We start from the raw sequence: 24,655 nt of genomic DNA, 5'->3' as shown, positions 1-24,655 counted from the left end.
TGCTGGATGAGAAGTTCCCATTATACCTAAGATGATTAGAGAATAGGTGGTTAACTTTGCATCAAATCGTGTTATCTTGTTAAAAATTTGGCGAGGATGCCAAATAAAAATGATGCCCTGTTGCGGATTATTTCAAGGATGAATAATGATGCCAATGCCAGCCTATTCTGTGGCCATATATTCGGCCGAAAAATGCACACTTCTTACACCAAGTGATGCTACCAAATGGTTACATGCCCAACCGTTAGATGATCATGTTGCAATAGATTCTTCGCAGCTGATAGCGATTCAACAAGCCCTAGCGTCTGAGGGTGCTCTTAATACTTCCCGCATGCTGATCTTAGTTCCTGATCACTGGCTCTCCGTATTTCAATGCTCATTGGATCATTCGGTTCCTGAATCGTTACGACCTCTGGCTGCATTAAGCTATGCCGTTGAGGCCACTTTTTTGTCACCAGAAACCTTGGTGTTCAGTTATCAATATGAAGAGTCCAGCGAGCAGAGGCAACTGACGGTATTTGCTTGTGCTGCTGAGTGGGCAGATCAACTGTGCTCGCCTTTTCAGTCAATGGCAAAATCCTGTGTGTTGATGTCGTATAGTCAATGGATGAATGTTTCCTCTGGTATTCGGTCTTGGTCTTATTGTTCGCAATGGGCGCTGTCACGTTATCAACCTGATAAATTAAAGCAGCAACGAGCTCGTCGCCTTTGGGCTGTGTTATGTGGTGTAAGTGTGTTGTTGCATTGTGTGGCAGGGCTTTACTTATTTTATCTACAAGATGTTTCTGAGCGGGCAATTCTCGCTCGGCAGCAAACGTTAGCTGCGCAATCCTTTTGGTCTTCTAGACCACAGATTGGAGGCATGACCGAATCGGCATTGGCGCTTGTTCAAGCGTTACCTGATACGGTTCGCCTCGAGCGATTTAATGGCGAGACAGGCCGAGTGTCTTTTCAAATGACCTTGCTAGCACAAGATTTAGAGGCATTAGTTGGTCGTTGGCGTCAACAATACCCTGATTGGCGTTGGGAGGTTGCGCAACAGCAATCGGATGTCTCTTTGATGAAATCTCAAAAGGATGTGGTAGATGTTTTCATTAGCGTATTGGAAAAATAGCGCTTTCTTCTCTTTCGATATGAATCGTTCAGTTGTCTGTTTGTTCATTTTCTTACAAATGGCGGTTTGGTATCCCTTTTTATCGAGTAGGCATGATGATGTGAGTCATCACAAAAGGCTCAATCAGCAAGCCGATGTCGAGTGGCGGCAAATAAAAAAGCAGGCAAGTGCATTGCAGCAGATGGGCTTTCCCAACACGCCTTGGATTCAGCATAGTGTGGAGGCAACAAAAAAAGATCTGCCAACACAATGGCTGATTGAAGGCGTCGCCTCGCTTGCTGAGTGGCAGAAAATATTTGAACAGGTTGAGGCGCAATTGCACTTAATTCTTCGGACCGTATCTTGGCAAAGAAGATCGAATGGCGATTGGCAAGGCCGGTTATTGTTTGCTCTTGGTGTGCCTGAGAACAACCGGGAATATCATAATTGGCTGCCGACCAGATTACGCACGGATCGTTTTAATAAAGATGATTGGCGACTCGTCTCTACTATGCGAGCAGGCAGGGCTGCATCAGCCATGCTGACCTATAAAAACAAACGTTATTGGATAGCGCCTGGCAGTTGGCTGCCTGAGGCCGGTATGTCGGTGAATGTCGTCTCTTTTGATCAGGTTTCGCTGGTGGCTAGGGATGGATCGATACAGCGACTGCAAGTTCGAGAGGAGGATGAGCAAGATGAATAAGGTATTGTCTCGTTTGTTTCTCGGTTTGCTTTGTGTATCGTCGTCTGCCTTGGCCATGGATGTGTATTTTGAATCGCGTCCATTGCAAGAAGTATTACCTTGGCTGGCATCACAAATGAATGAAAGTGTGGTCATTAGCCCTGAAATTGATGACTTACTGACATTGTCTATTAAGGATGCAAGTTGGGAGGATGTGATGGAGTCGATTGCCCAACAACCAACGCTTAAACTGGAATGGCAAGGGCGCGTTGCTATTTTGATGCCGAGAGAGCCGTTGTCATCAATGGATACGAATCATCCTAACATGGTTTGTCAGAAAGGGTACTGGGTGATAAAGCACGCCAAAGCTGAAATCGTGGGTGAGCACCTGCAAACTCTGTATCCAGACTTGTCTCTCATTGTAGACGGCAGAACCAATTCCATTATTACCCATGCCTGTGATGCGCCCGAGGGCATAGAAGAAACGCTGGCTTGGTTGGACGCTCCGTTGCGGCAAATTGAAATCAGTGCTCAAATCGCACAAGTCAGTCGCACAGCGCAATCACAGTTTGGCGTGAACTGGCAAGCTAAGTTGTCAGATGGCGTCCGATCCTCATTAGGCGGTGCAATTGATTTAGGCGCGTTAGTGCCAACGACAAATCTAGACTTTTCAAGTATGGGAGGCTCTGGGTTATTGGCGTTTACCTTAGACATGATGGAAAGCGAAGGCTTGGCAAATGTCGTATCAAAACCAAAGATTGTGACCTCAGAGGGTCAGCCTGCTAGGATTGAATCAGGAACAGAGGTGCCTTATCAGGCAGTGAGTGACGACAAAGTCAGTATAGAGTTTCGTCAAGCGGCACTCATGTTAGAGGTGACGCCCTTCGTCAAAGAAGGTGAGCACATCTTGTTATCCCTTAATATTCACCAAGACTCGGTAGGGGATTTAGTTAACGGAGTTCCCAGTCTAAAAACCAATCGACTAAAAACACAAGTGGTGGTGAAAAATCAGGAGACGCTTGTTCTGGGAGGGATTTTTCGGGAAGAAAGTTTTGAATCTGAAAGTCGAGTGCCTTTCTTTAGTGATATTCCATTATTGGGTGAGTTGTTTAAAAGGCGTTCAGAACAGCAAGAAAAGGTTGAATTACTTGTATTTATTACACCAAAGCTGCTACAAATGTCAGTTAACTAGGCCGCAGTCTAAATCTGCTTAATTCCGACGTAATTGAATACAATGATAAAAGCCCCCAATATTATTTTAGTAGGCCCGATGGGCGCAGGAAAAACGACCATAGGTCGTTTGATTTCCCAATCGATGGGCAAAGAGTTTTATGACTTAGATAAGGTCATAGAAGACAATGCTGGTGCAGACATTCCTTGGATCTTTGAGCGTGAGGGGGAAGACGGCTTTCGTAAGCGTGAAACCCAAGCATTGGCTTCTATAGCCGAGTCGGATACAGGTGATTGTGTGTTGGCAACCGGTGGCGGTATCGTGATGCGCGAAGAAAATCGAGAGATTCTTCGCGAAAACGCTTTGGTGGTGTATCTCTATGCATCCGTTGCACAACAGCTTTACCGAACGTCTAAAAGCACTCACCGCCCGCTTTTGCAAACCGGTGATCCGAAAGCGACATTAAAAAAACTATTTGAAGTGCGCGATCCTCTATATCGTGAGGTAGCGAATCTGATTATTGAAACTGATGCACGCCACCCTAGATCTGTCGCCAACAAGGTGTTGGATGCGATTCGGCGTCATCTTAAAATGGAGATCACAGTATCCTGATGCGTACGTTAAACGTTGATCTTGGCGATCGTAGTTACCCTATCTTTATTGGTAGAGGGATTCGACAGCAACAATCGCTTTTTGATGATGCTATTCATGGCAAGCAAGTGATGATAGTGACCAATGAAACCATTGCCCCTTTATATTTAGATGCGATGGTTTCTATGTTGTCAGCGAACTATAAAGTGGATACGTGTGTTTTGCCCGATGGCGAAGCTTATAAAACGTTGGAAACTTATGGCATGATTATGTCCGCTTTATTGGAAGCAAAACATAACCGTACTACGACCATCATTGCCTTAGGCGGCGGTGTCGTTGGCGATATGGCAGGATTTGCAGCTGCGACCTATCAACGTGGCGTGCCTTTCATTCAAGTACCAACGACCTTATTATCGCAAGTGGATTCTTCTGTTGGTGGCAAAACAGGTGTTAATCATCCGTTAGGTAAAAACATGATTGGCGCTTTCTATCAGCCTCAAGCGGTGATCATTGATACAGAGACCTTATTAAGCTTGCCCCAGCGTGAGTTGTCAGCGGGCATGGCGGAAGTCATTAAGTATGGTTTAATCTGTGATGTGCCATTCTTTGACTGGTTGGAACAAGAGATGCCTCAATTGATGGCATTGGACAATGATAAAATTAGCGACGCTATTTATCGTTCTTGTTTGGCTAAGGCCACCGTGGTTGCACAGGATGAGAGAGAGGGCGGAATTCGTGCTATCTTAAACCTAGGCCACACTTTCGGCCATGCGATTGAAACAGAAATGGGCTACGGGAATTGGTTGCATGGTGAGGCTGTTGCTGCTGGCAGCGTGCTAGCCATTGATCTTTCGTGGCGTATGGGAAATTTAACCGAGCAAGATGTGAGTCGCTCAGTAGCACTTTTTCAAGCGGCCAAATTGCCTGTGCTACCGCCCTCGACTATGACACTTGAGTGCTTTATAGAACGCATGGCGTTAGATAAAAAAGTATTGGATGGTAGTTTACGTCTAGTACTGCTGAGTGCTTTAGGAGAGGCCATTGTGACATCGGATTTTCCAATGGAAGATTTTAATACTTGTCTTTTGGACGCACTTGAAGCGAGTAAACAAGCGAATTTTGCTTAATCTTGTTGGGTATTTATTGTTGAAGGACGACTATGTCTAAGCCAGACTTTCAGTTTGATCTAGAGGATGCGCTTAATCAGCCGCCAAAAGCCATGCTGAGGGATCCCTTTGGCTCGAAAGACGCATCTGCCTATTTTGCATCGGAAGAAGGCAATCAGCAATTAGCTCTACTTGAGCATTTAAGCCGCTACAGTAGCTTGTTATCTGTGGTTCAAGGCCCTCAAGGCAGTGGAAAAAGCCGCTTCTTGATGGAGTTTGCACGGCATCAAGATGACACCACTATCATTAGTCACGTGAAAGCGTCCATGCTCATGACCGCAGGCCAGCTATTACAAGCGATTTATGCCGGTTTTGCAGGGCATTTCACTCAACCCCCGAATGAGACCACTTTCGGACCTTTGTTAAAGTTTTCTCATGACTTAGACATGAAAGGTCAAGCGGCGTTAGTTCTGGTTGATAATGCTCAAGAACTCAATACTGACGCCGTCAGTATGTTGCTTGATATGATGTCGCTGGCAACCGAGAATCAAACGGTTCCTCATGTGGTGTTGTTTAGTGAATATTCTTTGGCGCGCAATCTTGATGCTTTTCAACGGTCTCGTTATGAGCAATTAAGCCATTCTTTTACCCTAGCGCCTTATTCGTTAGAGCAAACACGAGCCTATTTGCTGCACAGAGTTCGTGCTGTGGGTGGTGGGATAAATTTGCCGTTTAACGATAAGCAGATTAAACAGATTCATCAGGAGTCTGGTGGTTATCCAGGGCGTATTAATCAAATAGCACAAGCGATGATGGGGAACGGCAACAAAGCCGCTAAATCGGGGATGAAGTTTAATCTTGCGATGGGCTTTCCATTAGCGCACATGGCACTGCTTTCTGTGGTCATGTTGGGCATTCTTGTGGCCGTGTTGTTTTCTGATAAGTCGTCCACGTCAAATACGACTGCAGACAGAACCACTAATGTGATTCCTTTGAGTCCGCGACAAGGGCAATCCTCTGCTGAAACGATCGCCCGTATTGATGCGATGCAGCGTAAGATAGGCCAAGAAGGAGGTGTCATTCTTCCTCCTATTCCGGAAGACACCGCTTTGCCTCCGATTAGCATGTCGAGTAATACGTCAGCGAATTCCGCCTCTATGTCAGTCCCTGTATTGCCAACTGCGCCGATTCGTGGCGAAGCCCCACTGGTGACGACGGAAGAAGCGCCTGTGCAAGTTGAGCCTCAACAAGTCGTACCTAAACAAGTCGTGCCTAAAACAGAGACCGCGAATGTAAGAGTCTCACAAGACCGTTTTGATAAAACGGAATGGTGGTTAGCGCAAAGCCCTAGTCGTTATACATTACAGTTATTAGGCACACACAATAAAGGCACTGTGCAGGACTTTATCCGCGATCAAGGCGGTGTCGATGCCTTTGGGTATTTTAAGTCAAAACATAATGGCAGGGACTGGTTTGTCGTTGTTTATGGGTCTTATCGTAATCGCAGCGAAGCAATAGCGGTTGCCGAATCCCTACCGAAGGATATTCGTGATTTAAATCCATGGGCTCGAAGTGCTCGTGGTATCCAAGACGATATTAAGAAAGCGAAGTAGTATCGGGGGATCTCGTTTTTTTGATCGTGAATGCCGCATTTTATTCTGATTGAAGTACAGAAAACCTCATCAATCCCCCTTTTTGTGAGGCTTTTGTATAGTAACCCCCTTAATTTAGTAAAAATCACTGTAATTCTCTGAAAAACATCAATGAACAGTGGAATTTTCTGTTTGGAAAAACTCCAGCCATAGATAATTCTCTAAGTCCGCGTTATTTGCCGCTAAACCCCCTATAAAAAACGCCAAAATAACAGAAAGCAGGCCTATGCCCGTTTGAGTAGTGCTCTTTGGCAGGGTAGTATGATCGTCCATTTAGATGGTGTTTTGGGTAGATGATACTCATTCTCGAAGCGAGTGAGTTTACACTTGCGATTTTTAACCCAGCCATCTGATCGTCGAATTTATCGAATAATTATTTTTACGTTTTAACTGTGGGAGTTGGTGTATGAATGCAGGCCTTTATCGTCCTGGCGAGTTCAAAGACAACTGTGGCTTTGGCTTAATTGCGCATATGGAAGGCAATACTAGCCACGAATTGCTCAAGACAGCTATTGAGTCTTTGACATGTATGACACACCGTGGCGGCATTGCTGCCGATGGCAAAACGGGTGATGGTTGTGGTCTTCTTATTCAAAAGCCTGATCTATTTTTACGTGGTGAAGCACAGGCTTTATTTAATCACACTTTGTCGGATCTTTACGGTATCGGCATGGTGTTTCTTGACCAAGATGAGGCGCTTGCGAGTGAGCAACGTGAAACGTTAACGAAGAAGCTTACCGATGAAGGTTTGAACGTTGTGGGTTGGCGTGAAGTGCCAATCGATGCCTCTTGCCTTGGTATCATCGCGATGGACTGCTTGCCTCGTATTGAGCAAGTATTTGTTGATAGTAATCGTATGGATGCTCGTACTTTCGCAACCCGTTTGTTTGTTGCTCGTCGTCAAACAGAGATTGCTTTAGCCCAGTACGAAAACTTCTACATCTGTTCTTTGTCCGACAAAGTGTTGGCGTACAAAGGCTTGATGATGCCAGTGGATTTGCCGTTCTTTTATAAAGATTTGGGCAACAAAAAAATGCAAACCGCGATTTGTGTTTTCCACCAACGTTTTTCTACCAATACTTTACCTAAGTGGCCATTGGCGCAACCGTTCCGCATGTTGGCGCATAACGGTGAGATCAATACCATTGAGGGTAACCGTAATTGGGCCTTGGCTCGCAGCAGCAAGCTACGTACACCGCTGATTCCTGAGCTGCAAGACCTTCAACCTATTGTTAACTTGACGGGGTCGGACTCTTCCTCTATGGATAACATGTTGGAAGTCTTGGTAACCGGTGGTGTCGATATTTTCCGCGCCGCGCGTTTGATCATTCCACCCGCATGGCAAAACGTTGAAAACATGGATCCAGAGTTGCGTGCTTTTTATCAGTACAACTCTATGCACATGGATCCGTGGGACGGCCCAGCGGGCTTAGTAATGACCGATGGTCGTCACGCTATTTGTATGCTTGATCGTAACGGTCTACGTCCTGCCCGTTGGGTGGTGACTAAGAACGGCTTTATTACACTGGCTTCTGAAGTGGGCACATATGGCTACAAATCAGAAGATGTTGTGTCGAAAGGTCGTGTAGGGCCTGGCCAAATGCTGGTTATCGATACACAAAATGGCAAAGTATTGCACACGGATGACATCGACAATCGTCTTAAGTCTATGCACCCATATAAAAAATGGTTGAAGCAGGAAGCCATTCGTATCGAATCTTTGCTGGAAGAATCGTCTCTTGAGTTCGTTCCTTTTACCAAAGAAGAAATGCTGACCTATCAGAAAATGTTCCAAGTCTCTTATGAAGAGCGTGAGCAAATTTTCCGCCCATTGGCTGAAAGCGGTCATGAGGCCGTAGGCTCCATGGGTGATGATACACCAATGGCGGTTATGTCGAGCCAAACGCGTCCAGTGACAGATTATTTCCGTCAGAAGTTTGCTCAAGTAACCAACCCACCTATAGATCCACTGCGTGAATCTGTGGTGATGTCGCTAGAAACGTGCATTGGTGTAGAGCGTAACCTGTTTGAAGAAACGCCAAAACACGCAAACCGTATCATCTTGTCTTCGCCTATCTTATCGGCTCGTAAATACAGTCGTTTGTTGGCATTAGATGACCACCGTTTCCGTTTGGTGCGTTTAAATACCAATTACAATCCAGAAGAAGTGTCTCTTGAGCAAGCGATTAAAGACTTGCAATTGAAGGCGGCAGACGTGGTTCGTAATGGTGCGGTGATTGTGGTATTGACCGACCGTGATATCGTGAAAGGCCATTTGCCTATTCCTTCGCCTATGGCCGTTGGTGCGGTGCACCATTATTTGTCTAAGCAAGGTCTACGCTGTGATTCTAACATTATTGCTGACACAGGGTTTGCTCGTGACCCTCATCAATTTGCCGTGCTATTAGGCTTTGGTGCGACGGCCGTTTATCCATATCTTTCTTATCGTTTGATTAACGACATGATTGATAAAGGTGAAGTCTTGGGTGACCCAATTGCTTGCCACGTGAAATACCGTAAAGGTATTAACAAAGGTTTGATGAAGATTATCTCTAAGATGGGGATTTCTACCATCGCCTCTTACCGTGGCGCTCAGTTGTTTGAAGCGGTTGGTTTGGACACGAAAGTGGTTGACCTTTGTTTCAAAGGCGTTGCCAGCCGCATTAAGGGCGCTCGTTTTGAAGATTTCCAACAAGATCAACAAACAATTGCCGATAACGCTTGGAAATTGCGCAAACCGATTCAACAAGGTGGTTATTTAAAATACGTTCACGATGCGGAATACCATGCCTTTAACCCTGATGTGGTGCGTAATCTGCAAACCGCGGTGGGCAGTGGTCGTTTCGAGGACTTCACCAAATACACTGAGCTGGTGAATAATCGTCCTGCTTCCATGTTACGTGACTTGTTTACGTTATCTGGCAAAGCAAAAGCGATTCCATTAGAGAGCGTTGAATCGATAGAAGATATTCTTCCTCGTTTCGATTCAGCGGGTATGTCTTTGGGTGCCTTGTCACCAGAAGCGCATGAAGCGCTAGCGCAAGCGATGAACGAATTAGGCTGTCGCTCCAACTCTGGTGAGGGTGGTGAAGATCCTGCTCGTCACGGTACTGAGCGTCGCTCTAAGATCAAACAAATCGCTTCTGGTCGTTTTGGTGTGACGCCAGAGTATTTGGTTAACGCAGAAGTGTTACAGATTAAAGTAGCACAAGGGGCGAAACCGGGTGAAGGTGGTCAGTTGCCAGGCGGTAAAGTAAATGGCTTGATTGCTCGTCTACGTTATGCGGTACCGGGTGTTACCTTGATTTCACCACCGCCACATCACGATATTTATTCTATCGAGGATTTGGCTCAGCTGATTTTCGACTTGAAACAAGTGAATCCAGATGCATTGATTTCGGTAAAACTGGTTTCTGAACCGGGTGTTGGTACGATTGCTGCGGGTGTAGCAAAAGCTTATGCGGATTTGATTACCATCTCTGGCTACGACGGTGGTACAGCAGCATCGCCCATTACCTCTATTCGTCATGCGGGTTCGCCATGGGAATTAGGTTTAGCAGAAGCGCAACAAGCCCTTCGTTCTAACGACCTACGTGGCAAAATTCGCCTGCAAACAGACGGGGGGTTAAAAACCGGTCTGGATGTGGTGAAAGCGGCGATTCTAGGGGCAGAAAGTTTTGGTTTTGGTACCACGCCAATGGTGGCGATGGGCTGTAAGTTCTTGCGTATCTGTCACTTGAACAACTGTGCTACGGGTGTGGCAACACAAGACCAAGGCTTGCGTGACGATCATTTTATCGGCACGGTCGATATGATTAAAAACTTCTTCCGCTTCATGGCAGAAGATACACGCTTGTGGTTGGCGAAGTTGGGTGTGGCAAGTCTGCAGGACTTGATTGGTCGTACTGACCTATTAACCATTCTGCCTGGTGAAACCGATAAGCAACGTAACCTAGACTTATCACCTATTTTGAAAAACGATGCGATTCCAGCGGACAAAGCACAATATTGTGTGACGCCTTTTAACCCACCACACGATAAAGGCCTATTGGCACTGAAAATGTGGGAGACGGTGAAAGACGTGGTTGAAGAGAAAGAAGGCGGTGAGTTTTCTTTTGATGTGACCAACTGTGACCGTTCTATCGGTGCCCGTTTGTCTGGTGAGATTGCGAAACGTTATGGCAACCAAGGTATGTCTGATATGCCTCTTACTTTGAAATTGACTGGTACCGCAGGTCAAAGTTTTGGAGTATGGAACGCGGGCGGTTTGCACATGTACCTAGAAGGCGATGCCAACGACTATGTGGGCAAAGGCATGACAGGTGGTAAATTAGTGATTCGTTCTCCGAAAGGGTCGGTTTTCAAATCACAACATTCAGCCATTATTGGTAATACCTGTTTGTACGGCGCAACAGGCGGTAAATTGTTTGCAGCGGGTACGGCTGGTGAGCGTTTCGCCGTGCGTAACTCCGGTGCTTACACTGTCATTGAAGGCGCAGGCGATCACTGCTGTGAGTACATGACGGGCGGTATGGTAACGGTATTGGGTAATACGGGTTATAACTTTGGTGCGGGTATGACAGGCGGTTTCGCTTATGTACTCGATTTAGACCGTACCTTCGTGGATAAATACAACCACGAATTGGTGGAAATTCACCGCATCGGTACGGAATTGACGGAAGAATATCGTTCACACCTTCGCTCTGTGATCGAAGAATACGTCCGAGAAACTGACAGCGAATGGGGCCATGAGATCTTAGAAAACTTCTATGACTACATTGGTAAGTTCTGGCTAGTCAAGCCAAAAGCCGCCAGTTTAGGCGCGCTCTTGGCAAACACTCGTCAACGTCCGGAATAAAACACGCTGTTGTGGCGCTTGGTTCGATGGTATTTAGCGTTGAGCCAAGCGTTGTGAACGAATCAGTCTGACCCATTTGAGAGAAGTGCCGCCTGTTTTCAGGCGGCCAAGGAGATAGCAGCTTATGTCTGAGCGCTTGAACAACGTATTTCAATTCGTCGAAGTGGATCGTAAGGATCCTAAAAAGAAGCCTTTAATTACACGTAAGGCGCAATTCGTCGAAATTTATAAACCATTCGAAGAAGCCAGTGCGAAAGATCAATCGCACCGCTGTTTAGAGTGTGGCAACCCTTATTGTGAATGGAAATGTCCTGTTCACAACTACATTCCAAACTGGTTGAAGCTAGTCAGTGAAGGTAGCATTTTGGAAGCGGCGGAGTTGAGCCATCAAACCAACTCCTTGCCAGAAGTGTGTGGTCGTGTTTGTCCACAAGATCGTCTTTGTGAAGGTGCTTGTACGCTTGGTGAAGGTGGTTTTGGTGCGGTAACGATCGGTTCTGTTGAAAAATACATTACAGACACGGCGTTTGCTTTAGGCTGGCGTCCTGATATGTCTAACGTGGTACCGGTTAACAAAACCGTTGCTATCGTTGGTGCAGGTCCGGCTGGCTTGGCTTGTGCGGACATTCTCGTTCGTAATGGCATTAAGCCTGTGGTGTTTGATAAATACCCAGAAATCGGTGGTTTGCTGACCTTTGGTATTCCAGAGTTCAAACTGGAAAAAAGCGTCATGACACGTCGTCGTGAAATTTTTGAAGAAATGGGCGTCGAGTTTGTGCTTGGGACGTCTGTTGGTGATGACGTGCCATTTGAACATGTGTTGGAAGAGTACGATGCCGTGTTTTTAGGCATGGGGACTTACAAATACATGAAAGGCGGATTCGCTGGTGAAGACTTGCCAGGTGTTCATGATGCCTTGGATTACTTGATTTCCAACGTCAATCATTGCCTAGACTTCGAAGAAGACCCAGCTGACTATGTGAATCTAAAAGGTAAGCAAGTGGTTGTCTTGGGCGGGGGGGACACCGCCATGGACTGTAACCGTACCGCGATTCGTCAAGGCGCGAAAAGCGTGACGTGTGCTTACCGTCGTGACCAAGAAAACATGCCGGGTTCTCGTAAAGAAGTACAAAACGCCAAAGAAGAAGGTGTGCAGTTCCTTTTCAACCGTCAACCAGTGGAAATTATTGGTAACGGCAAAGTGGAAGGCGTTAAAGTGGTGGAAACACAACTTGGCGAGCCTGACGAAAATGGTCGTCGTAGCCCTGAAATCATTGAAGGTAGTGAGCAAATTATACCGGCTGATACTGTATTGATTGCATTCGGTTTCCAAGCAAGTCCAGCGCCTTGGTTCGAAAAATTCGGTATCGAAACAGACGCTCGCGGTCGTGTTATCGCACCGAAGAAAGGCAAATTCATGTTCCAAACAACCAATGAGAAAATCTTTGCGGGTGGCGACATGGTGCGTGGTTCGGATCTCGTGGTAACGGCCATTGATGAGGGTCGTAAGGCAGCGGAAGGGATTATGGATTTCCTCGGCGTATAAGCTGCGACAGCTTTTATTACTTTTAGTCAAAACGCCAATCAGCGAAATCTGATTGGCGTTTTTATTTTGATGCTATGTCACGTGAAAAGAATCTAAATCTTGTTCTGTATCGTATGAACACCATCAACTCACAACAACAGGCTAATTATGTTTTCTTTTCTTAAGTCCGACCCGATTAAAAAACTCGACAAAGAATATGGCGAGCTACTAGAAAAAGCCATGCAAGCCCAACGTGGTGGCGATATCAGACTCTATTCAGAACTCACGGAAAAAGCCGAAGCCGTGAAGGTTAAATTGGATGAGTTAAAAGCGAAAAGCTAGTATGAACGGATTCGAGCTAATGGCTGTATGAGGGTTATCACTAATGAGGATGCCCCGTCCTGCTCATCCGGGCGAGATATTAAAAGAGCTCATTATTGAGCCGATGGCATTAACCATAACCGATGTTTCTGCTCATCTTAATGTCAGTAGAAAAACCTTATCTAAAGTATTAAATGGCAGAGGGGCGATTACCCCAGAAATGGCGTTACGTCTTGAATTAACTTTTTAAAAACCTTCTGCAGATCATTGGCTTAGGTTGCAAAATGCCTATGATTTGTGGTCTGTTAGAGAGCATAAGATCGCGCTGAATGTTCAGCCTTATGAGCTGCAATATGCATGAGCTAGCCAAGATAGATGACGCTAGGTCTGCATAGCCAGATTTAATAAAAAACGCGGTGCCATGTTAATGTTATGAAGTGACCCCATAAAGTTGGACACTTTATTAATGTTAATGACGCCGCGTTTTTTTATAGCTTAAAGAGCGGCTTAACTCACTACTTCCGCAACGCTGATAGCGACTTTATAGTCGATACCGCCTAGTGCTTTAAAGTGTGCTTCACCACATTTTATTTTTAAGTTTTCTTCTTTTCGACGTTTTCCTTCATCGTGAGTGGTTTTGGTTTCACGAATCAAATAGACTTTTTCATCGTTTTCGAGCACCACCGCCCAATCTGGATTGTAGTTACCCACAGGAGTGGGAATAGTGAACCAACGAGGTAGCTTGCAGAAGAATTTCACGTTTTCGGCACCGTCTAACGCATGGGCTGTTTTCAACTCGATGTTTGAATCGTACTCAATGTAATCGTAGGGCGTTTGCACGTACTGGGTATTTTCTGCTCGCTGTACTTTGTAGGCTCGATCTAAATAGGTTTCCAGCTCTGGTTGATCAAAGCTGGTCATACGATAACCTTCCTTGTCCGTTAGCTTTTCATAACGAATATTATCGACCAATAGCTCATCCAGTGCGGCCAATATCTGCTTACTGGCTTCGGTGATAAAGCCTTGTGGATTCCCTCTAAACTCATCTAAGCGACCGCAACGTTTTACCATTTCAAACAAGGTGCCACGAGTGAGCTGGGTATGTTCTTGTAACTCACTTAATAAATCAGGCAATGATTCGTGAGAGTTCACATAGCGAGATCGAGTTGTTTGAATCTGACGCTCTGCTGTGACGCCAGCCTCGGTTAATGACGCTGCGGTGTGATCAATTACCAGCGAAACGGGTTTAACAAAAGGCATGGTTTGCAGTTTATGACAGGCAAGGTCGATCAATTTTTGGGTATCAAAATCAATTGAGTAGCGTGTTTTATGACGAATTTTCTCCCATAGATCGGCAAAATCAGGGTTTAATTCTACGCGTTTATTGTAGGTGACGCTGACACGGTTGCGTTCGTTTTTAATGCGACCGGCAAACATAAAACTACGCAGCTTATCAATAATGGCATCTTCCAGAGGTTGATATTCCTCTAGCAATTGCAGTTGGAAATACATATCGTCAGGCTGGAATTTTGCCGTGATTTCACCTTTGGCATCTAAATAACCTTCGGCTTTGAGAGACAACCAAAGCTGTTTCGATCTTTCTTGCCCAAGACGCTGTGGTTCTTCTGTACTTTTTGTTTCTGTGTTTTCTGTTTCTATATTTGAAGGCAAAGGAACAGGCAAGGCTAAGGGCGCAAACGCAATGGCGGGAACTCGGCCAAATTTAAAGCCGCCACCTATGTCGTTTTCCATTTCGGTTTGTAGGTTTTTTGCGTACTGCTCAAACGATTCGCTGGCGATCACGGTCAAGCGGTTGATTTGTGGATCATGGATACGCTCTCCACTGGCATTGACCGCAAGGCGTAAACCGCGTCCTAAGGTTTGGCGTCGCTCTCTTTCATTGCCCATTTCCCGTAAAGTACAGATTTGAAACACATTCGGGTTATCCCAGCCTTCTTTTAAGGCGGAATGGCTGAAGATAAAACGCAAGGGTTCGGATTCGTCTAACAGGCGCTCTTTATAGCGCATAATCAGTTCATACACTTCGGCATCGCTGGCGGTGTTGCCCGAGGTGTCTTTATAGCCAACGACCTTGCCGCGGCTCTTCACCTCGGCAAAGTAACCGTTATGGACTTGATCGACGTCTCTTTTGGGTAAATGGCTAAACAAAGGTGAGCTGGCCATTTCTTGATAAGCTTCTTCAAACCATTTTACTAGCTTACCGTCGCACTTATTACCTTGTTCATCGTAGTAACGATAGTTGGCGACCTTGTCGATAAAGAAGAGGGAAAGCACCTTGATGCTCAAACCTTGCTTATGCAACTGACGTTCTTTTTTGAAATGCGCTTCGACGGTTTGGCGAATCTGCTCTTTGAGAACTTCGTCATGAATGCCGTCTTTTTCTTCTTCCAGTTCAAGCACCACATTATTCGAAAAACGGACGAACTCTTCGCCGGGTTCCGCGTAGATCTCATCCACCACATAGCCTTCATAGCCTTTGCGATTGGTGCAATCGGATAAGTCTAAGTCTTGCTTGAGTGTGACATGCTTTTCTTTGGTGCCATTGGGCGTGTTTTCAAAAATCACCGCCGTCGCGGTAGGTGTTTTGTTTTTACCCGTGTAGCCAATGCTTTTCAGCTTGATGTAGGCTTTATTGATGTTTTGCTCGGCTTGCACCGAAGCCACCGAGATTTGTTTGACCAGATTTAAGTCGTAGGCTTTGACTGGCCCCAGTTCATACACCACGTTGTAAGGATTCTTATGAGTGGCAGAATAGCGTAACGCCAACAAGGGCTTAAGATGATTAATGGCGCGTTTTGCTTTGGGCGTATTATCCACCGATTGCGGTTCGTCTATGATGAGTACAGGGCGAACCTGCTGAATAAACTCAATCGGCTTACCCTGCATTCGGTCTAACTCTTGGTGAATGATGTTGGCTTTCTGGCCCGTGTCGGCTTCCGCGTCCTTTTGGAACGCCTGAATATTGATCACCATGATCTGTAGCGTATTGGCGGTGGCAAATTGACGGACTTTGGATAAATCTTTCGAGCTGTATTCGTAATGATCAAAGGGCACATTGTTATAGAGCTGACGAAAGTGGTCTTTCATCAAACGTAAAGAAGACAGTACCCCTTCGCGAATCGCCACCGATGGCACCACAATGACAAATTTGCGTAAGCCATAGTGTTTATTAAGCTCGAAAATCGAGCGCAAATACACATAGGTTTTGCCTGTGCCGGTTTCCATTTCCACTGAAAAATTGGGGAATTCGTAAGCGTCGGTTTCCTCAAACAAGGACGCTGATTTTTCGATGAAATTGGCTTCTTGCACCTTGTGTAAATTACTTAATAGTTTCTCTTGATTAATCACCAAGGCATTGGCAATACCGCGCTCCACATAGACATTGCCTGTGGTGGTTAGCCCTTCAAACAGAGACAAGGTGGATTGAATTGCGTCCTGTTGGTAGTCCAAACTCGGATCAAATTGCAGCTTCATATGCTTCCCTTACACCGTTTTAAAGTCGATGCGATAGTCACCGTCTTTCTCTTGGTTAAAGGTGGCAAAGCTCTTGACCGCGTTGGCTTTCATTTGCTCGTTGCCGTGGAAAGCGCTGTCTAAACAGATAAACTCCATCGGTTGCTTGTCTAATACAGCATCCATTAAGGCTTGGTCTGTGTGTTTTTCTAAATGAATCAGTATTGTGCCTTCTGTAATACTGTAAACAGGGTGTCCTGCGAGTTCTATTTTCTCGATTTGCTCAGTCGGTTTGACACCGTTTTTTAACAAAATTTCATAGAGCAAATCTTCCTGAGTGGCGTCTTGATCCACTGGGTCAATGTGCAATTCCATCTGGCGCACTAGCTCGTCATTTGAGGTGTCTTTACTCGGTGCCTGCCATTGCTTGAAATTGCTTTGATCTAATTTAAACACCTTAAAACCCAGATCTAAACTTTGCTGATTGTCTAAATCAAGCTGGCCTTCTAGTTCAGAGCGGATTTTAGCACCAGCACGGCGAAGGCGTTCTTTGGCAATGTCTGATATCTTTCGGTAGCCTGCATCATAAGCTTTTAATCTAGAATCAATAACTTCTGGCAGCTGGATAGATATACAACTAATGTTTTTGTTCAGTTCTGCAGCTAAGTTAAATGCTGCATGAGCGAAGCTCCCCGAGCCAGCAAAAAAATCTAGTGCTATAAAATCATTTAAATGCTGCATTTTTAATAGATAAGTAAGTAATTTTGTAGGTTTAGGGTAGTCATCAAAAACTATACCTAAGGACTCTAGTTCCTGTTGAGCTTTCTGACTCCCACCGAAACCTTGAAGTGTTGAAATTACATGGCTACTTGCTTCGCCGCGCTTTTTCACTGCTTCAATTGCTCCCGAATTAGTCAGCTCAAAGCGAGTTTCTTGCCCTTTTATATCTAAGACGGGGAAAAAATCATTTTCAATAAAGCTGAGTAGTAACTCCTTGGAGCTCCATCCTGATTCCACCGTTACTGAATTAACTAGTTGATTATTTTCAACAAGAGCATCAGTTAAAAAATGAGGCCAAGCATCATTTCTTGAAAGAATTTTTCCTTCACTGAATCGAGATGGGAAGCCTTTGGGTAGAACTACTTTGGATACAGGATTTTTAGGTCCATTTTTGACGATTGTATTTATGATGTCTGCTTTAAAAAGTTTACTATCGTTATCAACATTAGGATCAATTACTGGTGGAGGTGGGAAAGCAGCCACCTGCTTGCAATATGCCAAAATATACTCGTGGCAGTTTTTGATTTTCGCTTGGTTATCAAAGTTCCCATCTGTTCTCCAAGGAAATAAAGCCAAGAAATTCTCTTCCCCAAATATCTCATCACCGATACGGCGTAGGTTTTCCACTTCATTATCGTCGATGGAGATAAAGATCACGCCATCTTCTCGCAGTAGATTACGTGCCAGATAGAGACGTGGGTACATCATGTTGAGCCATTTGGAATGGAAACGGCCTTCGCTTTGGCTGTTGGTGCTGAATTTTCGGCCTTCGCCACCCACTTCTTTTAGGCCGGCGTATTCGAGGTAAGTATCGAGAGATTCGGTGAAATTATCTGGATAGATGAACTCTTTGCCGGTGTTGTAGGGCGGATCGATGTAGATCATTTTGACCGCGCCGTAATAGCTCTTTTGTAACAGTTTCAGGACTTCTAGGTTATCGCCTTCGATGAAAAGATTTTCTGTGCTGTCAAAATCCACCGATTCTTCACGGCAGGGTTTTAGGGTGGCGCGAGACGGTTCTTGAATTTGTCTCAGGGTGTCTTTTTTACCCGGCCAGTCCATGGCGTAGCGCTCACGACGGTTGTCGTAAATCTCGCTAAATTGCCCCAGTTCGGCTTTGAGGCGTTCAAAATCAATGCTTTCGACCAGCTTGCCATCATCGGTTTTGGTTTCGGTAAATATTCCAGGGAAAAGTTGTTTGAGCTCTTTTTTGCGTTGTTCGCTGATGTTGAGCGAATCGCCATTAAGTTGGGTATTGTTTATGTCATGGTTTGCCATGGTCTTTCCTTGGGGGGTTCTGAGTATTGTGCTAGCGCTTGTTTTTGTTGGCGGCATAGATGGTGAGTAAGAGCTCGGCGTCATCAATCATCTTATATTCGGGCTCTTTGCCACTGAGTGCTAGGCTGCGGTTCATTATTTTCGGCACGCCTTCACCACGACGTTCGATGATGGCTTGTCGTCCAGCTTCTTCTCGGGCGTTGTAATAGCGGCTTAATAGATTCACTAAGGCTTCGTTGCGGGTCACTGTGTTGTCCATGAGTCCGTCTATCGTGAGGCTGTTGGACAATTGCCCCGGTGTGTAAAGTTCTAATCTATCGGCAAACATGTGCAGGCGGATACGTCGTCCTGTCATGGAGTAATCGCGGTGAGCGACGGCATTGACCACGGCTTCGAAAATCACGCCAATATCATATTGAGGAAGATCGATTCGGCCTATCTCTTTTGTCGCAGCGGTTTTCATATTACGTTTGACAAAGTCCACTGCGCCATTGATTTGTTGGTCGATAGGGCCAGTGTAATCCATAGCATCGAGCTGATCTTGCGCGTCCCGTTGTTGGCCGCTGTAACAAACACATTGAATATAGGCGTTGGTGAGCCATTGGGTCGGATCGGGCGTCAGTAATAATACACCTGAAACAGATAGACCGAGTTTTTCGTCGAAGTCGTCTTTGGCCGTAAGATGCAGTTTGTGAAACTGCATGTGCTCTGGAATCGTCGGGCGCAGAAAACGGTTTTTTAAGCTGTTGTCTATGTCGTCTATGGATGTTCCGGGTACAAGGGATTCGTCAAAACGGATCAGTCGTGCTTGGGAGCGTTGTTGAAATAAACGCGCCAAGACGTCGGGTTTCATTTCTTGCTTGGTAGAGCCGACTCGTTGGTAATAACGTCCGGCACTTTGGTGGACAGAAAGACTGCGAGGGATTTCCACATAAATGATGGTTTTTAAATGACCTTCTCGGTTTGGAATTTGCACTAGACGAGTGTCAATTCTAACTGGCGGCACAATGTTTTGTTGGCTGATGTTGACTATCCATTCTTCGGTGCTGGCGACTTTGTCGTCATCAATGCCGATTACGTCACGATTTTTGTCATCTACACCAAGTAATAGACGTCCACCTTGACCATTAGCAAAAGCCGCTATTTCATGGGCCATCTTGTCTTTGTTTGGGTCTTTCGGTGTATTGCCCTTTTCAAAGGTGACGGCTTTAAATTCGATACTTGAGTCTTCGCCTAAGCGAATATGGAAAAGTAACTCTTTGACTAGCTTTTCGCGTTCCATGATTTGCTCACTATTTGAATCGGTTAAATTAGGCGTTGAGCGTCCAACGGGCGGTAAAAATAATGTCCGTTTGGCAAGACAGTTCGAGTTTTGCGCTAATGTTGTCTATCATCTCGTCCTCTTCTTTTTCAATTCGCTTTCTGGCTTCATGGAATTCTGTCATCGCGTCATCGCGTTTACGCTCGAGCTTACGCAGTGTTTTTTTTGCTTCAATTTTTTCTCTGGTTGAGGCGAGTTTTCGCGTTTCTTTTTTGAATAGGTCTATCTCGTTATTCAGCTCATCCACCGTTATTTGATAGCTGGCTTCGCGATCTTTTTTCCAGCGGTCGAGTTTGTTTTCTTCGACTTCATAAAGTTGGTCCAGCTCACCTTCTTTGGCAAGGGTTTGGCTTTCTAGCAATTGCTCTAGTTGCGTTGCAAATGCTTGTTTAGGTAATTCGTCTGTAAATGGCTCTGCTCTGGCGGGAATGCAGAGTAGGTGCTCGGCGTTTTCGTTGGTGAGCACTTGCCCATTATCCGTGTAGGCTAGGGCAAACAGTTTGTAGTCTTTTGCTTTGCCTTGGTTATAGGAAAACACCAGTTTCACCACTTGAATAAAGCCGGACTGACCAATATAAGGTTGTAATGCACCATATCGACCTTCTAACTGGTTATAGCTGAATGTTAGATGAGCAGGTTCAAGCTGACGTGTTTTGGCTTTTTTAACAAGATCCCAAGCGAGATAATGCTCCATGGCTTGCAAACGGAAAAATTCAGAGTCGTTTTGTTCGGCCAGAGACCAGCGAATATCGAAGCGTTTGCCTTGGAATTGAAAGTGATTGTCGGTAAATACGGCCTCGGGTAATTCTGCTTTGGCAAGGTCGAGAAGCACACGCTCGTAGTCTTGTAAGAAAATTTTATTTTTGTCGCGTTGGTTTTTGAGGTTGGCAACGACATCACGGTCAAAATCGTTGAGCAAGATTTGTCTTGCGGCTTCTTCACGGACTTCTAGCGCGTCTTTGAGATCTTCTTGCAGCTTATTAAATTGCTGCTCAATTTCTGCATCTGTTCGGCATTTCTGATAGATTTCATAAATGCGTTTTTCGATATCGAGATTTTCGGAAATAGCGCCTAACACTTCATCGGATGCGCCAAATACCCCTTCAAATAATTTAAGTTTTTCATTGAGTAACTGAAAAACACGCTGATCGGCGGGGTTTTTACGGTTAACAAAGTTAACCACAACCACATCATTTTTCTGACCGTAACGGTGAACACGACCAATGCGCTGTTCAACTTTTTGTGGATTCCACGGTAAGTCATAGTTAATCAGCAAAGAACAAAACTGTAAGTTGATACCTTCGCCACCCGCTTCGGTGGAGATAAGAATATCTGCATCCTCGCTTTTAAAACGCTCGACTAACGCTGCTTTCATATCCGAGGGTTTAGAACCACTGATACGGGAAGAGTCTTTGTGCTTTTCCATCCAGTCTTTGTAAATAGCTTGTGACTGAGGGTCGTTATTAGAGCCATTAAGCAATACTGTACGGCCTTTGTAGCCATTCTTTTCCAGTAGGTTATTTAGGTAGATTTGTGTGCGGCATGACTCGGTAAAAACGACTGCTTTACGCTGGCCTCCCATTGATTCGGTTGATGCCATGGCGCGTTCTAACACAAGCAGAAGTGCTTCACCTTTTGCGTTGACTTCGATACTTTCAGCCAGTTTTTGAAAGCGGTTTAACTGCTCTATTTCATCTTCTAAGCGGTTTGTGGCTTGTGTGCTGTTAGCAGGCGCTTCAAAATCGATATCGTTCCAGTCATCGGCGGTATCAATATCGTTGATACTGTCTTCTGCTACTTGTTGTTTTTCTCTTAGTCGTTTGACCATGCCTTTTAATGTGTCGGAAATGGCAAAAGAAGAAGACGCCAAGATTTTGCGCAGGCCTATGTTGACTAGGTGTTTTGCGTTCGGCGCGATGGCTTGGTTTTCTGGGTTTTGTAGGTAAGCCGATAGTTGTTGGTATAGCTCCCACTCTTCTGGAAGTGGTGTGAAGTCCTGAGTCATGGAGTAGCGATTAGTAAAATTAATACCGCCTTCTTGCTGAACCTGGCGTCGTAATGTGCGATGGCATAGCGTTTCAATACGTTTTTTTAAGTCTTCAAGCGCATCGCTATTTTTCTGACGATTTACATAAAGGGCTTTAAAAGACTTTTCATCACCAAAGAAGTGCGGATCAATGACTTGGCTTAAACCATAGAGTTCCATTAGGTTATTCTGTAAGGGTGTGGCAGACAATAGAACTCGATGTTGTGCGTGTTCCGTCGCTTCGACAACGGCCTTTGCACGCTTACTACCGCCTTTACTATAAAGGTTTCTGAGCTTGTGGGCTTCGTCAAAGATTACCAAGTCCCAGTCTAGGCGTAATGAAAACTCTTTCTTTTGCGCAAGGTATTCATAGGAACAGATAATGATCTTATCTTCTTGTTCAAATGGGTTAGAGAAACCTTGTTTTTTTAATTCTGCCGCGACTTTGCTATCAACTACTGCAGATGGCAATTCGAATTTATCCCAAAGTTCTTGGTTCCATTGTTTACGAAGAGACGCAGGCACAACTAACAGAATGGCGCGCTTTCCTTCCGCCCATTTTTGCGCGATGACCAAACTGGCTTCAATCGTTTTACCTAGACCCACTTCATCCGCTAGTAATACACCTCTTTCTAATGGCGATTTAAGCGCAAAGCGTGCCGCATCAATTTGATGAGGGTTCATGTCCACTCGAGCAGAGGCAATCACCTTTGATACTTGGTTTTCTACTTTCCCTGATTGAGTTAGCCAATGAGCAAAGTACGCGCTTTGGTGATGTGTAAACATAGGCTTCGTGAAGACCCCTAAACGTTTTACTGTTTAATTAAGTTAAAGATGAAATGGCTTTCGCTAGTTTACCGCATTTCTTTTCAAACTAACCAGATTTGCGAGTCTTTCTGGTACTTATGTCTGTGTAAACTAGCTTAGCCTTAATTAAACCGTGGCGTTTTCAGGTGACCGAATCAGTGCCAAGCTTTCTTCGGCAAAGCCGGTACCGGCTTCTGTGTAGAAGTTGAAGACGTTATCTATGCCTGAGGCAAGTAATGTGTTTCGTTCGTCCTGAAAGCGGGCGATGGCGGCAATTTGGCCTGTATAGTTGGCTTTACGTAACTGTATGGCAATGTTCGTGCTGTCTTCCGCAATCGGTAGGGCCAACATGATCAAGCGAATGCCTTTCGTGTCTAAACGTTCCCATAGATCCGCGTCTTCACCGTCACCATAGAAGACGTTTTCATTGGCTTCTTGCATCATTTTTATTCGATTTTGGTCAGCGTCCATACCCGCGACGTTATTACCGATTAGCCCTTTTAATGATTCAAATGCACCGCGTCCAACACGTCCCAGACCGACCACTAAGACTTCAGCATCCTTGGGTTGAGTAAAGGTGTCCTCAGGCAGACATTGGCGACTTTCAAATTGACGAATAGTCTCTTTGTTTTTCCGATACAGTCTATGAGATTGTCGATAAACAACGCTGGTAATGACAAAGGAAATAGACACCGCAAGCGCCAGAATGACTAACCACTCCTTATCAAGCCAGCCATTTGCCACACTGAGCGCCACAACGATTAAACCAAACTCGCTGTAGTTGGAAAGAATGAGAGAGGACAAGAAAGACGTCCTGCCACGCAGCTTCATTTTGGTCATTAGAGCGAAGAAGAGAGCAAATTTCACCAGAAGTATTAAGGTAATAATCAAGCTCATGCCGATCATGCTAAAGGTCGGTAAAGCCGTAAAGCCAATGGATAAAAAGAAACCGATGAGGAATAAATCTTTAAAGTTTGTTAACGATTTATTCATTTCGGTTGCTTTGGGATGCGAGGCCAACAAAATACCCACGATTAGGGCACCAAGATCGCCTTTTACACCAACAAGATAAAAAAGTTCATAGCCGCCTAAAGCAAGAAATAATCCGGTGAGTGGTAGCATTTCACCGTGTCCGGATTTATCGACCATTTTATTAATGAGTGGTCGAATGAGTAGCAAACCAAATAAGCCCAATGCCCAAATAGAAGGGATTTTCCCTGTGGCTGCGACAAGAAATATGACGGCGACAATATCCTGCATAACCAGAATACCGAGTGCGAGTTGACCATGGCGAGTCTTCAATTCACCATTTTCTTCTAGCAGTTTCATGACACAAACCGTACTGGAAAAACTCAAAGCAAAGCCGAGCAAGGCCGCAACTTTATAATCAAGCACGCCGAAGTAGGGCAGACTTAGGGTACCAAGCAGTAAGGCGATCGCGGCAAAAACCACGCTCCAAACGCCCATATGACTAAGTGTTGAGACCCAAACTTCCGGTTTGAGTAGATCTTTGACATGCAGCTTTAAGCCAATGCTAAAGAGCATTAAGGTAATCCCGATATTCGCGAGAGAATCTAATGTGCTGCTTGCTTCCATTCCGAGGTAATTTAGTAAAAAGCCAGCCAATAAAAACCCAATGAGTGGTGGCAGATTGATCATTTTTATTGCGAGCCCGCAGACAAAGGCAAAAAATATCCAAATGAATTCCATACAGTCCTTCTAAATTATTGAAGTCATCGCAGAGCGTTATGTTGTGCTGGCGACACTTGTGACACCTTCTTGTGGGATAGGTAAAGAGAAAAAATATCATACGAAATTTGTTCGCGGCCTGCAGCAGCTAATGTGGTTATTTGTACATTATCGCTTCATTAATTCACATACCAAAAAAGATATATAGAACAACATTTATTCTATTTGATTGGTATGTTCATTTTACCTACTCTGAATGGCAGGTTTTTTAAGACCTGATT

The 24,655-nt window shown here is 45.0% G+C and carries 15 protein-coding genes; 10 read left to right on the top strand and 5 right to left on the bottom strand.

Going from position 1 to position 24,655, the window contains the following annotated elements; all coding sequences use genetic code 11:
* Positions 1 to 145: 145 nt before the first annotated feature.
* From DKT73_RS17035 to DKT73_RS20335, 10 genes are all read left to right on the top strand, one after another.
* Entirely contained in the window at positions 146 to 1,114 is a 969-nt protein-coding gene (locus DKT73_RS17035) for a hypothetical protein (RefSeq protein WP_111639752.1), read from the top strand.
* A complete protein-coding gene (locus DKT73_RS17030; protein ID WP_111639751.1) occupies positions 1,086 to 1,796 on the top strand; it encodes a hypothetical protein in 711 nt (236 codons plus the stop codon). Before DKT73_RS17035 ends, DKT73_RS17030 begins: the two co-directional genes overlap by 29 nt.
* Positions 1,789 to 2,967, top strand: coding sequence for a secretin GspD/PilQ domain-containing protein (locus DKT73_RS17025; RefSeq protein ID WP_111639750.1), 1,179 nt, complete (start codon positions 1,789 to 1,791; stop codon positions 2,965 to 2,967). The genes DKT73_RS17030 and DKT73_RS17025 overlap by 8 nt, the downstream gene beginning before the upstream one ends.
* Positions 2,968 to 3,009: 42 nt before the next feature.
* Positions 3,010 to 3,558, top strand: coding sequence for a shikimate kinase (locus DKT73_RS17020; protein WP_111609004.1), 549 nt, complete (start codon positions 3,010 to 3,012; stop codon positions 3,556 to 3,558).
* Entirely contained in the window at positions 3,558 to 4,664 is a 1,107-nt protein-coding gene (gene aroB / locus DKT73_RS17015; protein WP_111639749.1) for a 3-dehydroquinate synthase, read from the top strand. The genes DKT73_RS17020 and aroB overlap by 1 nt, the downstream gene beginning before the upstream one ends.
* Positions 4,665 to 4,696: 32 nt before the next feature.
* A complete protein-coding gene (locus DKT73_RS17010) occupies positions 4,697 to 6,256 on the top strand; it encodes an SPOR domain-containing protein (protein WP_111639748.1) in 1,560 nt (519 codons plus the stop codon).
* A 445-nt stretch (positions 6,257 to 6,701) separates the two neighbouring features.
* Positions 6,702 to 11,153: a glutamate synthase large subunit gene (gltB, locus tag DKT73_RS17005; protein WP_111639747.1), complete on the top strand. Its 4,452-nt coding sequence runs from the start codon at positions 6,702 to 6,704 to the stop codon at positions 11,151 to 11,153.
* 124 nt (positions 11,154 to 11,277) lie between these two features.
* Positions 11,278 to 12,699 (top strand): glutamate synthase small subunit GltD family protein, encoded by a 1,422-nt coding sequence (locus tag DKT73_RS17000; RefSeq protein ID WP_111639746.1) that lies wholly within the window; start codon positions 11,278 to 11,280, stop codon positions 12,697 to 12,699.
* A 147-nt stretch (positions 12,700 to 12,846) separates the two neighbouring features.
* A complete protein-coding gene (locus tag DKT73_RS16995) occupies positions 12,847 to 13,020 on the top strand; it encodes a DUF6435 family protein (protein ID WP_111639745.1) in 174 nt (57 codons plus the stop codon).
* Positions 13,021 to 13,063: 43 nt separating this feature from the next.
* A complete protein-coding gene (locus DKT73_RS20335) occupies positions 13,064 to 13,249 on the top strand; it encodes a HigA family addiction module antitoxin (RefSeq protein ID WP_232827918.1) in 186 nt (61 codons plus the stop codon).
* 257 nt (positions 13,250 to 13,506) lie between these two features.
* On the opposite strand, the gene DKT73_RS16985 is transcribed toward DKT73_RS20335, so the two are convergent.
* From DKT73_RS16985 to DKT73_RS16965, 5 genes are all read right to left on the bottom strand, one after another.
* The gene (locus DKT73_RS16985; protein WP_111639744.1) at positions 13,507 to 16,494 is read right to left on the bottom strand and encodes a restriction endonuclease; all 2,988 of its coding nucleotides are present in this window, start codon (positions 16,492 to 16,494) and stop codon (positions 13,507 to 13,509) included.
* A 9-nt stretch (positions 16,495 to 16,503) separates the two neighbouring features.
* Complete coding sequence (locus DKT73_RS16980) at positions 16,504 to 18,531, bottom strand: site-specific DNA-methyltransferase (protein WP_111639743.1); 2,028 nt, start codon at positions 18,529 to 18,531, stop codon at positions 16,504 to 16,506.
* Positions 18,532 to 18,562: 31 nt separating this feature from the next.
* Positions 18,563 to 19,813, bottom strand: coding sequence for an RNA/DNA-binding domain-containing protein (locus DKT73_RS16975; RefSeq protein WP_111639742.1), 1,251 nt, complete (start codon positions 19,811 to 19,813; stop codon positions 18,563 to 18,565).
* A gap of 28 nt (positions 19,814 to 19,841) precedes the next feature.
* Positions 19,842 to 22,664, bottom strand: coding sequence for an SNF2-related protein (locus tag DKT73_RS16970; RefSeq protein ID WP_111639741.1), 2,823 nt, complete (start codon positions 22,662 to 22,664; stop codon positions 19,842 to 19,844).
* Between the two features lie 147 nt (positions 22,665 to 22,811).
* Positions 22,812 to 24,395 carry a cation:proton antiporter domain-containing protein gene (locus DKT73_RS16965; RefSeq protein WP_111639740.1) on the bottom strand — a complete coding sequence of 528 codons (1,584 nt, stop codon included), beginning with the start codon at positions 24,393 to 24,395 and terminating at the stop codon, positions 22,812 to 22,814.
* Positions 24,396 to 24,655 lie beyond the last annotated feature (260 nt).

It is taken from the genome of Marinomonas shanghaiensis (assembly GCF_003259175.1).
GTDB classification, from domain to species: Bacteria; Pseudomonadota; Gammaproteobacteria; order Pseudomonadales; family Marinomonadaceae; genus Marinomonas; species Marinomonas shanghaiensis.
This window is presented reverse-complemented; position numbering and strand designations above follow the sequence as displayed.

Excerpts from the sequence above, each read along its gene's own strand:
- DKT73_RS17035 (WP_111639752.1), top strand. The coding sequence starts at position 146 with ATGATGCCAATGCCAGCCTATTCTGTGGCCATATATTCGGCCGAAAAA.
- DKT73_RS17030 (WP_111639751.1), top strand. The coding sequence starts at position 1,086 with ATGTTTTCATTAGCGTATTGGAAAAATAGCGCTTTCTTCTCTTTCGAT.
- DKT73_RS17025 (WP_111639750.1), top strand. The coding sequence starts at position 1,789 with ATGAATAAGGTATTGTCTCGTTTGTTTCTCGGTTTGCTTTGTGTATCG.
- DKT73_RS17020 (WP_111609004.1), top strand. The coding sequence starts at position 3,010 with ATGATAAAAGCCCCCAATATTATTTTAGTAGGCCCGATGGGCGCAGGA.
- aroB (WP_111639749.1), top strand. The coding sequence starts at position 3,558 with ATGCGTACGTTAAACGTTGATCTTGGCGATCGTAGTTACCCTATCTTT.
- DKT73_RS17010 (WP_111639748.1), top strand. The coding sequence starts at position 4,697 with ATGTCTAAGCCAGACTTTCAGTTTGATCTAGAGGATGCGCTTAATCAG.
- gltB (WP_111639747.1), top strand. The coding sequence starts at position 6,702 with ATGAATGCAGGCCTTTATCGTCCTGGCGAGTTCAAAGACAACTGTGGC.
- DKT73_RS17000 (WP_111639746.1), top strand. The coding sequence starts at position 11,278 with ATGTCTGAGCGCTTGAACAACGTATTTCAATTCGTCGAAGTGGATCGT.
- DKT73_RS16995 (WP_111639745.1), top strand. The coding sequence starts at position 12,847 with ATGTTTTCTTTTCTTAAGTCCGACCCGATTAAAAAACTCGACAAAGAA.
- DKT73_RS20335 (WP_232827918.1), top strand. The coding sequence starts at position 13,064 with ATGAGGATGCCCCGTCCTGCTCATCCGGGCGAGATATTAAAAGAGCTC.
- DKT73_RS16985 (WP_111639744.1), bottom strand. The coding sequence starts at position 16,494 with ATGAAGCTGCAATTTGATCCGAGTTTGGACTACCAACAGGACGCAATT.
- DKT73_RS16980 (WP_111639743.1), bottom strand. The coding sequence starts at position 18,531 with ATGGCAAACCATGACATAAACAATACCCAACTTAATGGCGATTCGCTC.
- DKT73_RS16975 (WP_111639742.1), bottom strand. The coding sequence starts at position 19,813 with ATGGAACGCGAAAAGCTAGTCAAAGAGTTACTTTTCCATATTCGCTTA.
- DKT73_RS16970 (WP_111639741.1), bottom strand. The coding sequence starts at position 22,664 with ATGTTTACACATCACCAAAGCGCGTACTTTGCTCATTGGCTAACTCAA.
- DKT73_RS16965 (WP_111639740.1), bottom strand. The coding sequence starts at position 24,395 with ATGGAATTCATTTGGATATTTTTTGCCTTTGTCTGCGGGCTCGCAATA.